The 13,191-nt window shown below is 65.9% G+C and carries 14 protein-coding genes; 10 read left to right on the top strand and 4 right to left on the bottom strand.

The genetic code is table 11. The features are described from left to right. Positions 1-36: 36 nt before the first annotated feature. Together IEW02_RS00580 and lysX are read right to left on the bottom strand one after the other, a co-directional pair. Positions 37-825 carry an alpha/beta fold hydrolase gene (locus tag IEW02_RS00580; RefSeq protein WP_188542784.1) on the bottom strand — a complete coding sequence of 263 codons (789 nt, stop codon included), beginning with the start codon at positions 823-825 and terminating at the stop codon, positions 37-39. A gap of 14 nt (positions 826-839) precedes the next feature. After that, positions 840-4,163: a bifunctional lysylphosphatidylglycerol synthetase/lysine--tRNA ligase LysX gene (lysX, locus tag IEW02_RS00575; RefSeq protein ID WP_188542783.1), complete on the bottom strand. Its 3,324-nt coding sequence runs from the start codon at positions 4,161-4,163 to the stop codon at positions 840-842. A gap of 187 nt (positions 4,164-4,350) precedes the next feature. Between lysX and IEW02_RS00570 the strand changes: the two genes are divergently transcribed. From IEW02_RS00570 to IEW02_RS00530, 10 genes are all read left to right on the top strand, one after another. Next, complete coding sequence (locus tag IEW02_RS00570; RefSeq protein ID WP_188542782.1) at positions 4,351-4,902, top strand: hypothetical protein; 552 nt, start codon at positions 4,351-4,353, stop codon at positions 4,900-4,902. Between the two features lie 55 nt (positions 4,903-4,957). Then, positions 4,958-6,076 (top strand): sensor histidine kinase, encoded by a 1,119-nt coding sequence (locus tag IEW02_RS00565; protein ID WP_188542781.1) that lies wholly within the window; start codon positions 4,958-4,960, stop codon positions 6,074-6,076. Continuing rightward, complete coding sequence (locus IEW02_RS00560; protein WP_188542780.1) at positions 6,073-6,726, top strand: response regulator; 654 nt, start codon at positions 6,073-6,075, stop codon at positions 6,724-6,726. The genes IEW02_RS00565 and IEW02_RS00560 overlap by 4 nt, the downstream gene beginning before the upstream one ends. 129 nt (positions 6,727-6,855) lie before the next feature. After that, a complete protein-coding gene (locus IEW02_RS00555) occupies positions 6,856-7,317 on the top strand; it encodes a VOC family protein (RefSeq protein ID WP_188542779.1) in 462 nt (153 codons plus the stop codon). A 44-nt stretch (positions 7,318-7,361) separates the two neighbouring features. Beyond that, positions 7,362-7,496 (top strand): hypothetical protein, encoded by a 135-nt coding sequence (locus tag IEW02_RS25310; RefSeq protein WP_268236686.1) that lies wholly within the window; start codon positions 7,362-7,364, stop codon positions 7,494-7,496. Between the two features lie 278 nt (positions 7,497-7,774). Then, positions 7,775-8,596, top strand: a complete 822-nt coding sequence (locus tag IEW02_RS00550) for an SDR family oxidoreductase (protein WP_188542778.1) — start codon at positions 7,775-7,777, stop codon at positions 8,594-8,596. Positions 8,597-8,631: 35 nt separating this feature from the next. Further along, entirely contained in the window at positions 8,632-9,087 is a 456-nt protein-coding gene (locus IEW02_RS00545) for a tellurite resistance TerB family protein (RefSeq protein WP_188542777.1), read from the top strand. 80 nt (positions 9,088-9,167) lie between these two features. Continuing rightward, positions 9,168-9,743: a TerD family protein gene (locus tag IEW02_RS00540; protein WP_188542776.1), complete on the top strand. Its 576-nt coding sequence runs from the start codon at positions 9,168-9,170 to the stop codon at positions 9,741-9,743. Between the two features lie 2 nt (positions 9,744-9,745). After that, on the top strand, positions 9,746-10,423 hold the full coding sequence (locus tag IEW02_RS00535; RefSeq protein ID WP_188542775.1) for a TerD family protein: 678 nt from the start codon (positions 9,746-9,748) through the stop codon (positions 10,421-10,423). Between the two features lie 10 nt (positions 10,424-10,433). Further along, a complete protein-coding gene (locus IEW02_RS00530; RefSeq protein ID WP_188542774.1) occupies positions 10,434-11,477 on the top strand; it encodes an NAD(P)H-dependent flavin oxidoreductase in 1,044 nt (347 codons plus the stop codon). Between the two features lie 13 nt (positions 11,478-11,490). Here the strand turns inward: IEW02_RS00530 and IEW02_RS00525 are convergent, their stop codons facing one another. Further along, entirely contained in the window at positions 11,491-12,774 is a 1,284-nt protein-coding gene (locus IEW02_RS00525) for an RNA polymerase sigma factor (RefSeq protein WP_188542773.1), read from the bottom strand. After that, positions 12,774-13,145: a YciI family protein gene (locus tag IEW02_RS00520; protein ID WP_188542772.1), complete on the bottom strand. Its 372-nt coding sequence runs from the start codon at positions 13,143-13,145 to the stop codon at positions 12,774-12,776. The genes IEW02_RS00525 and IEW02_RS00520 overlap by 1 nt, the downstream gene beginning before the upstream one ends. Between the last annotated feature and the right edge of the window lie 46 nt (positions 13,146-13,191).

Raw genomic sequence — 13,191 nt, 5'->3', positions numbered from 1 at the left:
GCGCTCATCCTGCCAGTCGGCGGCCGGATCGGCTGATCAGACGACGGGCCCGACGCACAGGTCCGAAACGCGCTGCGGTTGGTCGATCATGATGTGGTGGTACGACGGCTCGACCACGGCGAACCGGGCACGAAGCGACCGGGCGAACTCGCGTTGACGGCGAACCCACGACCGTCCCCAGGGTGTGGGAAAACCGGTGTGCGCAGCCACCACGGTGACCGAGGACGTGGGTAGTGGAACCTGTCGACGCAGTTCGTCGAGTTCGTCGACGAGGTCGGAGAAGACGGCGTACTCGGCCATCGCCGCCGCCAGGAACGACGGCCGTCGATAAATTGCGAGCACCTGCCGAACGACTTCGGGATCCCACCCGTCGGGTGGCACAGCTCGGGTGAGCAGAACGCGGCTCGGGCCGGCACCGAGATACTGCAGGCCGGTCTGCGCCGCGACGGACGCTCCCATTCGGGCGGCGTGGAGTCGCACCGATCGGGGGAGCACACCGAGTGGCGCACTTTCGATCGCGGCGTCCAGCAGCACCAACCGCGACACCTTCTCGGGGTGCAGCCGTAGGAACGCCTCGGTGTAGATGCTCGCGATCGAATGGCCGACGAGAACGACAGGACCGGCACCCGACTCGATTGCGCGGAGAATGGTGGCAACCTCGTCGTGGACCGTCGGCACCCATCCCGGCCGGGGATGGTCCAGGCGGTATCCGGGCCTCTCCACGATGACGACGTGGTGACCACGGCGGCGCAGGATTGCCGCGGTGTCGAGCCAATCGAGAGGGGTGCCGCCCAGCCCGCTACACAACACAATGGTTTGTTTCATGTGAAACAACTGCGTCACGTTCGGGGCTTGGCCAGCGGAAACGCGAGCGTCTCACGAATGCTGCCGCCGGTGATGAGCATGACGACCCGGTCGACGCCCATTCCGAGTCCGCCCGTCGGCGGCATTCCACGCTCGAGGGCCTGGAGGAAGTCTTCGTCCAGTTCCATGGCCTCGGCGTCGCCACCGGCGGCGAGCAGTGACTGCTCGGTGAGACGCGCGCGCTGATCCACCGGATCGGTGAGTTCGCTGTATGCGGTGCCCAACTCGACTCCCCATGCGACGAGATCCCACTTCTCCGCCACCCCGGGGATGCTGCGATGCGGCCTCGTCAACGGCGACATCGACGTCGGGAAGTTGGTGTAGAAGGTCGGGAACTCGGTGAAGTCCTCGACCAGGTGCTCGTACATCTCCTGCGCGACGGCGCCCGCGTCCCAGGTCGACTGGTACGGGATGTCGTGCGCGTCGCAGAGTCGCTGCAGCTCCTCGAGCGGCGTTTCGGGGGACACGTCCTCACCCAGCTTCTCGGCGACGGCCCCGTGCATGGTCTTCACCGGCCACTCACCGGAGATGTCGATTTCGACCATCTCACCGTCGTCACCGGGTCGGAGGACGATCTCCCGACCGTGGGCCGCGACCGCAGCGCGTTGAATCAGCTCGCGGCACATCACCATCACGCGTTCGTAGTCGCTGTGCGCTTCGTACGCCTCGAGAATGGTGAACTCCGGGTTGTGCTTGAAGTCGGCACCCTCGTTGCGAAACACCCGGCCGATCTCGAAGACCTTCTCCATACCGCCGACACACAGACGCTTCAGATACAGCTCCGGCGCGATGCGCAGATACAGGTCGAGGTTGTACGCGTTGATGTGCGTCACGAACGGCGCGGCGTTTGCACCGCCGTGAATCTGTTGCAGGATAGGGGTTTCCACCTCCATGAACCCGCGGTCACCGAGTGAGTCGCGCAGCGACTTGACCACCGCGCTGCGCGCCACCATCAGTTTGCGCGCCTCGGGGTTGATCGCCATGTCGACGTACCGTTGGCGCACACGCGATTCGGGGTCGGTCAGTCCCTTCCACTTGTCGGGCAACGGGTGCAGGCTCTTTCCGTTCATGCGCCAGTCCGTGGCCAGGAGCGAGAGTTCTCCGCGTCGACTGCGTCCAATGCCGCCGCTGACCTCGATCAGGTCACCGAGATCGAAGTCGGCGGCGAATTCGGTGAGCCGGTCGCCGACGCGATCGCGATCGAAGAGCACCTGGATGTCGCCCGACCAGTCGCGCACCACTCCGAACAGGACGCCGCCGTAGTCACGAATGCGCAACAGCCGCCCGGCAATTCGCACGGTGGTGCCCTGCGGCGAACCGACCGCGGCCGCTACCGTATGGGTCGGCGGGTAGGCGACCGGGTATGCGTCGATACCCTGCTCGGCCAGGCGCTCGAGCTTTGCCATACGGACCCGAACCTGCTCGGGCCGTCTGCGACCCACGGCTTCCTCGTCGTCGAGTGCTGCGCCTAGGGGGGCAGAACCGTCCGCATGCAGTCCGACGATCCCGGCCGGAACCTGTTCGTGCACACCGGTGTGCTGAGGTGCGCCGCGGAACGACGGCAGGGTCAGAAAACCCTCGGCGATGGCCGAGGCGATGCCGACCTTCGGGATGTCACGATTGTCCTCGAAGCACAGGAACCGCGGCACCCACTCCGGCTGGTACTTCAGGTTGGATCGGTACAGAGCCTCGAGCTGCCACCACCGCGAGAAGAAGATCAGTGTCGAACGCCACACGCGCAGAACAGGACCCGCGCCGATCCGGCTGCCCTCCTCGAACGCAGCGCGGAACACCGCGAAGTTCAGCGACACCTTGGTGACACCGAACTGGTCCGACTGGGTCGCCAGCTCGGTCACCATCAGCTCGACAGTCCCGTTGGGCGCCTGCGGGTGTCGACGCATCAGGTCCAACGACACTCCCGACAGACCCCACGGGACCAGTGACAGGAGCCCGACCACCCGAGGCTCACTGCCGGCCTCGTCCTGAATAGCTTGCACCAGAAGGCAATTACCGTCCAATGGGTCGCCGAGGCGGCCCAGGGCCATCGAGAACCCTCGTTCTGTCTCGGTGTCGCGCCAGCCGTCGGCGTCGGCGATGATGGACGGCCACTCCTCGGCCGGAACGTCCCGGTGACGACGGATGCGGACGGTCACGCCTTTGGCCCGTGCCCGGTTGACTGCTTGGCGCACGGGCCGCATGTCCGGGCCGCTGACGCTGTAGGTACGGGTGTTCAACACCGCCTCGTCCCCGAGTTCGAGAACCGACAGACCTGCCCTGTTGTAGGCCGTCGCGCCGGCTTCGCTCGCGCCCATCGCGGCGGGCGACCACCCGTACGTCCCGGCCAGTTCGAGCCACGCCTCGATCGCGTGCGGCCAGGCCTCGGGATTACCGATCGGGTCGCCGCTGGCGAGGCAGACTCCCATCTCGACCCGATACGTCACCGCCGCCTTGCCGCTGGGAGCGAACACGACCGCCTTGTCGCGGCGGGTGGCGAAGTACCCGAGCGAATCGTCCGCCGACGAACGGTCCAGCAAGCCGCGCAGGAGCGACTCGTCGTTCCCGGTGAGCGCGTTGACCGAGCGCTGGGAGCGGAACAGCGTGACCGCGGCCACGGCGAGTGCCAGGAACGCGAACAGTCCGAGCAGGAAGTTCATGAATCCGTGGGGGTTGCCGCTGAACTGCTCGTTGTCGACAGCGGCCAGCGCGCTCACCCGGTTCAGCGCCCAGAACAGGGTCTCGTTTCGGGGGAGCGTGCCGGGGAAGAGCCACAGCAACCCCCACCCGACGAGCGAACCCACTGCGAGGCCGGCGATCAGAACGCCGAGGGCTTTCCATGCGGCTCCCCGCCGCACTCTGGTGTAGAACTCTCGACGGGCGAGTACCAGTACCACCACGACCGCCGCGTGCACCGCGAGAGCGATCCATGCGCTGACGTCGTCGGGGTCGTCGACGACCTGCGAGATGTTCCCCAGCACGAACAAGAAGGTGTACGCGGAGACGATCCACCATGCGATCCGCTTCCGGCTCGCGAGCGCGGCGGCGAGCAACGCGAGGACGAGCGCGTACGACAGCGACGTGTCGGGTGCATCGACCAGATAGTTGTCGATCCACGCGCGCGGCACGCGAACGGCGAAACGCAGAAGCGGCGAAATACTCCACAGGAACACCAGGATGGACAGCACACCCAACACCAGCCCGGCGAGGTGAGGAACCTCGCGAAAGCGGCTCTTCGCGTCGGGCTTGCGGCCGCGGCGCGGTGCCGTCGCGTCGACCGAACTCGGCACCGAGGTTGTTGCCATGACCGGATGTCCTCCTGCGTGACCATCTGCTGTGAATGCGTCAACGGTAGTCGTGTGGACCGACATCCGAGCAGCGACTTCTGCTACGACTTTCGGAGGACCGAATCGTCCTTCTTTGGTGTGGTAATCGCCCGATTCGGGCGTCTGGGCCTGGTCGGGAGCGTCCCGGACCATTTCACTGACCGGCATGGAACTCGACAATCCGATTCTGATCACCATCGCGGTCTGCGAAGTCGGCTTCTGGGTGCTCGTGCTCGGCGGCCTCGGCAGCAGATACGTCCTACGCCGGCGCTCACTGAGTGTGCTCATGCTGACGCTGCTTCCCGTTCTCGACCTGATCCTCGTCGTCGCGGTGGCGCTCGACCTGCACCGCGGAGGCGAGGTCGGGTTCGCCCACCGGCTGGCCGGTATCTACCTCGGGTGGACCGTGGTGTTCGCCCACTCGACGGTGGCGTGGTTGGACGTGCGGTTCGCGCACCGATTCGCGGGCGGCCCGGCCCCGGAGAAGCCACCGAAGAAGGGGCCCGAGGCGTACCGGCGTGAGATGAGGCTGTTTCTGAAGTGGTTGGGTGCCGCGGGTATCGCGCTGGCCGTGACGCTCGGCCTCTCGGTCACCGTCGCCTCCCCCGCGCAATCCAAGGCACTACTCGAGGTCATCCCGAACCTCGGTCTGATCACGGTGGGGTGGTTCGTCTTCGGTCCGCTCTGGGTGCGTGGATCTCGGGCGCTGGTTGACTAAGCTCGGACGAACCATGCGAAACCTACGAGGGTGGCGTCCACAGCACGCTGTCGTCGTGCCCGGTTCGGCCCTGGCGGTGTCGCTCCTCTTCACGGTACTGCTGATCGCCTCCGGCATCGCGGACTCGGGACGGGATCAGCTGCAGGGCTGGGGAACTCCGTTGTTCGCAGGTGCTCTCCTGCTCATGACGGCGGCACAGTGCGCCCGTCGCAGGTACCCGATCGCCGCCTACCTCGTGACCGTCGCGGTCACGTGCGCCCTCGTGGTGACGGTGGGCGATCTCGGATTCACCCCGCTCTACTGGTGCTCGATCGTGCTTCTCGCGATCAGGGTCTCGGGTGCCCGGTTGGTTGCCACGATTGCCGTGGGAATCGCCGGCGACATCCTCGCCAGCTCGACCACGGCGTCGGGATGGATCGTTCCGACGATGAACATCGTCATCAGCTACACGGTGCTTCTGGCACTGGGAAAGGTTATCGCACACAACCGTTCTCAGGCCGAACTCAACACCGCCGAACTGCGGCAGCACACCGCCCGGCTCGAGGAGGCCGTCGAGAACGAGCGCCGCACCATGGCGCGAGAGCTCCACGACGTCGCGGCTCATCACCTGACCGCCATGATCGTTCAGGCCCGATCGGCCGACATGCTGATCGACCACGACCCGGCGAAATCACAGGAACTGATGAGAGACGTCGTCGCCTCCGGGCAGCGCACGCTCGACGGACTGCGCCAGATCGTCGGCATTCTCCGTTACTCCTCCGACGAGGCAACGCCGCCGCAGCCCATGGTCGGCGACATCGCCGACCTCGTCGAGCAGTCGGCGCACTCGCTTCGGAGCGTGACGACGGATATCACCGACGATGTCGAGAGTGTCGACAGCGCAGTGCAACTGGCGTGCTTCCGCATCGTGCAGGAGTCGCTCTCCAACGCGATGAGGCACGCGCCGGGAAGCCGAGTGCACATCGAACTGTGCCGTCGCAACGGCATGGTTCACCTGACCGTCTCCGACACCGGGCACGACGGACCCGCTGCTCGGGACGGTCAAGGTCTCGGACTGGCCGGGATGCGTGAGCGCGCCGTGCTTCTCGGGGGCAACCTCGAGGCCGGTCCGAACGACGACGGTGGATGGTGCGTGACGGCACGCATGCCGGTCGACGGGAGAATAGTCCCGTGATCGACGTTTTGATCGTCGACGACCAACCCGTCGTCCGACAGGGGTTCGAATTGTTCCTCGCCGGGCACCCCGGCATCGCCGTGGTGGGACACGCATCATCGGGCACCCATGCGGTGCAACAGGTCAGGGATCTGCGACCCGACGTCGTTCTGATGGACGTCAGGATGCCGCAGCGAGACGGGTTGTCGGCGACGAAGGAGATCCTGGCCCGATACGAGGAAACTCGGGTCATCATCATCACGACGTTCGACCTCGACGAGTACGTGTTCGCCGCACTCGACATCGGTGCCTCGGGCTTTCTGCTCAAGGACACCGATCCGGACGAACTCGTTCGTGCCGTCGTCACCGTCGCCGAAGGTGGGGCGGTGCTGTCGCCGCGACTGACACCACGGTTGATCACCGAATTCGCCAGACGCAGAACGGCTCCCGCGCCTCGACCGATACCCGACCACGATCTCAGCACGCGTGAGATGGACGTGGTCCGCTTGCTCGCCCGAGGTATGGGCAATACGGAGATCGCACGGACGCTGCACCTCGAACAGAGCACGGTGAAGACGCACGTCGGCAACATCTGCCGGAAGCTGGACGTGGGAACGCGGGTACACATCGTCGTCTGGGCGTTCGAGAACGGGGTGGTGGGCGGTGCGTGAGCACCGAAACCTGATGCAGCTCTCGGCATTCCGAAGCACCGGTGGTGTTCCCGACGCCCCCTCGTGGCGGATTCACCGAAAGTAGTGGACAGTCTCACCCGGGAAACGGCGTCGAGCACACTGGGACCCATGGATGACAACCCCGGGTTCACGGTCCGTCGCGCCGACCACGTCGGTTTCTCGGTTTTGTCGCTGGACGGTTCGCTGCGCTTCTGGGTCGACGGCCTCGGCGCGAGCGTCGAGCGCACCGGTGAGATGGGCGGCGATTTCCTCGGCGAGGTGACGGGTGCACACGGCGCCCATGTGCGTCTGGCCGTCGTCTCGCTCGCGGGGCAGACCGTCGAGCTGCTCGAGTACCGCGATGCACCGGGGTCGCCGACATCGTCGCGGCCGTTCTATCCCGGGTTCGCGCACCTCGCCTTCGAGGTCGACGACATCGACGCGGTGCTGACGCGGATCAGCGGGTTCGGGTGGACGGCGCAGGGAACGCCGCAGCCGATCGCCGGCGGCGCCAAAGCCGGCACCCTCGTGATGTACGCGCTGGGTCCGGACGGAGAGACGATCGAGTTCATGCAGCCGCCGCGTGAGTGATCCCGATCGTCGGACCTCGCGTTCGACAAGGACGGCGGGGAGGCATGCCCGGCTGCGCCGTGTTCGACTGCAGCGGCTCGGGGCAGAAGGTCACCCACCGGTCCCGAGTCGACACCGTGCTGACGGACGTCAGTGGACTCGTGCGCGGCAAGGGCAGAACTTTCGCCGGTCCGACCTGATCGGAGCCGACCTCGCGGGGCGCGCCTGCAGGGTGCCGATCTGTCGAGCGCGCTGTTCCTGACGAGGGCGCAACTGAATTCCGCCGTGGCGGACGAGTCGACGAAGGCGCCTCACTGGTACACGGAATAGTTCGGACGGGGGTGCCGTTACACATCTCGGACGGCGTCCGTCGGCAAGCCCCGGGCCTCACCCCATTTGTCGCTACGAGCGACCACTCGCCGAGAGGCGTTTGCACGGGCGCCGTCCCCGAACATTCCCGTCGCGCACTGGAGGAAGAATGTCGAAGACCTGGTTCATCACCGGAACGTCCCGCGGCTTCGGTCGAGAGTGGGCCATCGCGGCCCTCGACCGTGGAGACAAGGTCGCCGCGACAGCGCGCAATACCGACTCCCTGAAGGACCTGGTCGAGAAGTACGGTGACGCGCTTCTCCCGATCCAGCTCGACGTCGACGATCGAGCGGCGGACTTCGCCGCGGTTGCGCAGGCACACAAGCACTTCGGTTCACTGGACATCGTGATCAACAACGCCGGTTACGGCCAGTTCGGCATGATCGAGGAGCTCAGCGAGGACGAAGCCCGTAAGCAGGTCGAGACCAACGTCTTCGGCGCTCTGTGGGTGACCCAGGCTGCGCTGCCGTTCCTCCGTGAGCAAGGCAGCGGACACATCATCCAGGTGTCGTCCATCGGCGGAATCTCCGCATTCTCTGGAATCGGGATGTACCACGCGTCGAAATGGGCGCTCGAAGGATTCAGCCAGTCGTTGGCGCAGGAAGTGAAGGACTTCGGCATCCACGTGACCCTGATCGAGCCGGGTGGATTCTCCACCGATTGGAGCGGCGATTCCGCCAAGCACGCGACCCCCCTCGACGCGTACACCGATGCTCGCGAACAGATGCAGAAGCAGCGGGCCTCCCGTACCGCCAAGCCGGGTGACCCCGAGGCCACCCGGGCGGTGATCTTGAAGATTGTCGACGCGGAGACACCGCCATTGCGAATCTTCTTCGGCGAGGCACCTCTCGGCATTGCCACCGCCGACTACGAGTCTCGGTTGGCCCAGTGGAACGAGTGGCAGGACGTCTCGATCCAGGCCGGCGGATAGCGGAACCTTCTCGTCGGCGTGCCCGTTCAACGTGCATGGCATTCTGGGATCAACTGAAAAGCAAAGCGGCAGAACTCAACACTCAGCTCGCGACCAAGACGAGTCAGTTCAAGAACAAGGAGTTCGCGAACGGCGCGATGGCCATGTGCGCGCTGATCGCCGCTGCGGACGGCAGTATCGACGCCGCCGAGCGTGACAAGACGGCGGGACTGATCAAGTCGAATCAGTCGCTGAGCCATTTCCCGCCGGCCGAGTTGCAGGAAAAGTTCGAGTGGTACTGCAGCAAACTTGCCGGTGATTTCGAGTTCGGCAAGGTCGAGGCCACGGCGACCATCGGCAAGCTCAGGTCCAAGCCGGATCAGGCCCGCGCGGTGATCCAGATCGGCATCATCATCGGCGGGGCCGACGGTACGTTCGACGACCACGAAAAGGCTGCGGTACGGGGTGCATGCCATGCCGTCGGCATCGACCCTGCCGAGTTCGAGTTGTAACCGACGGGAACTCGAGGAGAACCACCTTCGTTGGCGAGACAGGTCCGAAAACGGACATTTCGCACGCGGAAGGAACTCTCATGGGCGTCAGCTTGACCAAGGGCGGCAACGTTTCCCTCACCAAGGCAGCACCGAACCTGACTGCGGTGTCGGTCGGACTGGGGTGGGACATTCGTACCACCACCGGCACGGATTTCGACCTCGATGCCAGCGCCATCGGCCTCGGAGCGGACAAGAAGGCGCCCGGCAACGAGTACTTCGTCTTCTTCAACAACCTCAAGACCCCGGACGGCTCGATCGAGCACACCGGTGACAACACCACCGGCGAGGGCGAGGGCGACGACGAGGTCATCAAGGTGAATCTCGCCGCAGTGCCGCCGACGGTGGAGACGATCACCTTCCCGGTGTCGATCTACGAGGCCGACGCCCGTTCACAGTCGTTCGGCCAGGTACGCAACGCCTTCATCCGCGTCGTCGACCAGGCAAACGGCACCGAGTTGGCGCGCTACGACCTCAGCGAGGACGCGTCCACCGAAACCGCCATGGTGTTCGGCGAGCTGTACCGCAACGGTGCGGAGTGGAAGTTCCGGGCGGTCGGTCAGGGTTACGCATCGGGGCTCGCGGGCATCGCGCGGGATTTCGGTGTGAACGTCTAGCCATGGGCATCGACTACACCAAGCGCCCCAGCGCCCCGTCTACCAGCACCCCGCCTCCCTCCACCGAGCAACCCACGTCGATCAGCCTGACCAAGGCTGCTCCTCGAGTGAACCTCGCGAAGGGCGGCGACGGCCAAGGACCGATGCGGGTCAACCTCAACTGGACGGCACAGAAACCGTCGGGCGGGTTCCTCGCGAAGCTGGCGGCGTCGGCCAATCAGGTCGACCTGGACCTGGGGTGTCTCTACGAACTGGCCGACGGATCCAGAGGCGTCATCCAGGCTCTCGGAAACAGCTTCGGGGCGTTGGACACGCCGCCGTACATCCTTCTGGACGGCGACGATCGGTCCGGTGCCAACGCGGCCGGCGAGAACATGCACGTCAATCTTGCTCGGCCGGAACAGTTTCGGCGTGTCCTGGTGTTCGCGATGATCTATCAGGGCGCGCCCAACTGGGCTGCGGTCGACGGCGTCGTGACGCTGTTTCCCACGTCCGGCCCGCAGGTGGAGGTCCGCCTCGACTCGGCCGAGAACAAGGCCCGTATCTGCGCGGTTGCCCTCATCGAGAGCGACGGCCGCACTGTGTCGGTGCAGCGTGAAGTCAAGTACGTGACGGGAAGCCAGGCTGATCTCGACAAGATGTACGGCTTCGGTCTGCAGTGGAAAGCCGGCCGCAAGTAGGGTCGGCTCCATGAGCTCCGCCCTGTTTCCAGCCCGCCTGCCCATCGTGTGCGCGCCGATGGCGGGCGGGCCGTCCACCCCCGAACTGACCGCAGCCGTCTCCAACGCGGGTGGGCTCGGGTTCCTTGCCGGCGCGAACCTCACGCCCGACGCGTTGGATCGGCAACTCACCGAGGTCGAACGATTGACCTCGAACCCGTACGGAGTCAACCTCTTTCTGCCGTCGAAGCAGATCGCGTCGCCCTCCGTTCTGGACGACTATCGAGCACGATTGGAGCCGTTGGCCGCCGAGCTCGGAGTCGAGGTCGGCCCGCCGACGTGGCACGACGACCACATCGCCGAGAAGATCGACATCGTCTGCTCCCACCGACCGGCCGCGGTCAGCGTCACGTTCGGAAGCCCCGGTCGCGAGTTGTCGGACCGCGTCAAGGCCATCGGTGCGCAGATGATCGGCACCGTCACCTCTATTTCCGAAGCGGAGACCGCAGTCGCCGACGGGGCGGACATGCTGGTGGTGCAAGGAAGCGAAGCCGGCGGACATCGCGGGGTGTTCGTCGACGACCCCGCCGACGAGCGCGGTGGATTCTTTCTGTCACTGCCGTCTCTGCTGATGTCCATCGGGCTCTCGGTCGACGTCCCCCTGATCGCTGCCGGTGGGATCATGGACGGCTCCGGAGTGTTCGCGGCCCTCGGATGGGGCGCTGTCGCAGCCCAATTGGGGACTGCGTTCCTGTGCAGTCCCGAAGCGGGGACCACCGCCGTGCATCGGCGCGCGCTGCTCAATCGCGAGTACGAACGCACCATGGTCACTCGCGCGTTCTCGGGTCGCCCCGCTCGCGGGTTGGCCAACGAGTTCGCCGACAAGTTCACGGCCACGGCGCCGGCCGGCTACCCGGAGCTGAACTCCATGACCGGGCCGCTCCGTGCCGCCGCGACCGCCGCGGGTCGGGCCGACGTGCCGAACCTCTGGGCGGGGACCGGTTGGCGAGCCGTGACCGACGCCCCCGCCGGCGACATCGTGGCTCGGATCGTCCGGGAGATGACGACGGCGTGAAACGGGTGGGCCGCTACCGTCTCGAATGCTCGGGATCCCGCTCATCGCCGACGGAAGTGGCCAACGCGTTCCGCTTGTCCTCCAGATACCGCCGCGACGGGATGTCGGTCGTCAGCGAGATGGCCTTGTCGTAGGCCACGACTGCCTCGTCGAACGCGCCTTGTTTCGCGAGAAGATGAGCTCGCGTGGCCCACGCCGGCTGAAATCGGGGTGCGTTCAGTGTGTCGAGCACAGCGAGTCCAGCTCCGGCACCGTCGATTTCAGCCACAACAGCCGCGAGTGACACAGCGCCGCCGTTGGTCGGTGCGAGGGTCTGCAAGGTCTCGTGGAGTGCGCGCAGGGTGTGCCAGTCGGTGGTCGACGTAAATCGCCGCGCGCAGTGCACCGACTGGATCGCTGCCTCGAGCTGAAATCGTCCAAGCGTGCGGAGGGCGTGCGCGCGCCGCAGATGATCGTCGGCCCGTTCGATCAGTGTCGTGTTCCAGCGAGCAGTGTCCTGCTCGGCCAGCGGTATCAGTCGGCCGTCGCCGTCGAAGCGGGCTCTCAGCCGGGCCGTCGACAGCCCGATGAGCGCGGCCAGTCCGTGCGCTTCGGCGTCGTCCGGCATCATCGCGGCGACGGTATCGGCGAGGTAGAGCGACTCTTCGGCGAGACCGTCTCGTACTTGTGTTCCGGCGGTGGGCCAGTCGATGGCGTACGCGCCGTAGATTGCGTTCAGCACGGCGTCGATGCGTGCGGGAAGCTGTGTGCGATCAGGAATCTCGAACGGGATACGCGACTCTCGGATGCGTTTCTTCGCGCGACCGAGGCGCGCTGCGACAGTCGGCGCGGGCACGTCGAAGGCGGCGGCGATCTGTTTCGCGGTGAACCCGAGGACGACGTCCAGCATGAGCGGAGTGTGGACAGCGGGGTCGATGTCGGGGTGCGCACACACGAGCAACAGTTCGAGTCGTCTGTCGCCGATCGCGTCGGGGTCGACGTCGTCGAGAAGACCGCGTTCATGTGACTGTGGTTCCAGCGGAACGCTTGTCGACGTCGCAGCGGACTTCCAACCGTCTCGTAACCGGTTCCGTGCCACAGTCAGCAGCCATCCGTCGGGGTTGCGCGGAACCCCGTCGACGGGCCACCTGGTCAGTGCGCGCTCGAACGCGTCGGCAAGTGCGTCCTCGGCTCCGGCGATGTCGCCGGTGGACGACGCCAGGACGGCGAGCAAGCGGCCGTACGAGGTGCGGGCGGCGTCGCTCGCCCGCCCTTGCGGGTCGGTCACAGGAGTGGAGCCTGCGGAACGATCGGACATCAGGTGGTCCATGCACCGTTCACGAACGACGTTGCAGCGCGGCGTACTTCGACCACTCCGTACTGGGTTCCGGGGCACTTCTCGGCCCACGCAAGCGCTGCGTCGAGGTCAGGGACGTCGATGACGAACACCCCCGCCAGGGCCTCCTTGGTCTCGGCGAAGGGGCCGTCCTGAACCTGGAGCGAACCGGTGCGCATGGTGACCGTCGTCGACTCGGAGGTTTGGGCGAGCACCTCGGCGGCGACGAGGACACCCGCAGCCTCGAGCGCCCGTCCGTAGGTGCCGAACGCGTCCTGCATGGCAGTCCGTGCGTCGTCCGGGATGTCGCCGGCGGCCGGTTCCTCACTGGTGAGAAGAAGTGTGTAGCGCATGTCGTGCTCCGATCAGGCAGTGGTTGTGTGTTGCTTTCCTATCCAT

The organism is Rhodococcoides trifolii, from assembly GCF_014635345.1.
GTDB classification, from domain to species: Bacteria; Actinomycetota; Actinomycetes; order Mycobacteriales; family Mycobacteriaceae; genus Rhodococcoides; species Rhodococcoides trifolii.
This window is presented reverse-complemented; position numbering and strand designations above follow the sequence as displayed.

Coding starts and splice junctions, on each gene's coding strand:
- IEW02_RS00580 (WP_188542784.1), bottom strand. CDS start 825: ATGAAACAAACCATTGTGTTGTGTAGCGGGCTGGGCGGCACCCCTCTC.
- lysX (WP_188542783.1), bottom strand. CDS start 4,163: ATGGCAACAACCTCGGTGCCGAGTTCGGTCGACGCGACGGCACCGCGC.
- IEW02_RS00570 (WP_188542782.1), top strand. CDS start 4,351: ATGGAACTCGACAATCCGATTCTGATCACCATCGCGGTCTGCGAAGTC.
- IEW02_RS00555 (WP_188542779.1), top strand. CDS start 6,856: ATGGATGACAACCCCGGGTTCACGGTCCGTCGCGCCGACCACGTCGGT.
- IEW02_RS25310 (WP_268236686.1), top strand. CDS start 7,362: ATGCCCGGCTGCGCCGTGTTCGACTGCAGCGGCTCGGGGCAGAAGGTC.
- IEW02_RS00550 (WP_188542778.1), top strand. CDS start 7,775: ATGTCGAAGACCTGGTTCATCACCGGAACGTCCCGCGGCTTCGGTCGA.
- IEW02_RS00545 (WP_188542777.1), top strand. CDS start 8,632: ATGGCATTCTGGGATCAACTGAAAAGCAAAGCGGCAGAACTCAACACT.
- IEW02_RS00540 (WP_188542776.1), top strand. CDS start 9,168: ATGGGCGTCAGCTTGACCAAGGGCGGCAACGTTTCCCTCACCAAGGCA.
- IEW02_RS00535 (WP_188542775.1), top strand. CDS start 9,746: ATGGGCATCGACTACACCAAGCGCCCCAGCGCCCCGTCTACCAGCACC.
- IEW02_RS00530 (WP_188542774.1), top strand. CDS start 10,434: ATGAGCTCCGCCCTGTTTCCAGCCCGCCTGCCCATCGTGTGCGCGCCG.
- IEW02_RS00525 (WP_188542773.1), bottom strand. CDS start 12,774: ATGTCCGATCGTTCCGCAGGCTCCACTCCTGTGACCGACCCGCAAGGG.
- IEW02_RS00520 (WP_188542772.1), bottom strand. CDS start 13,145: ATGCGCTACACACTTCTTCTCACCAGTGAGGAACCGGCCGCCGGCGAC.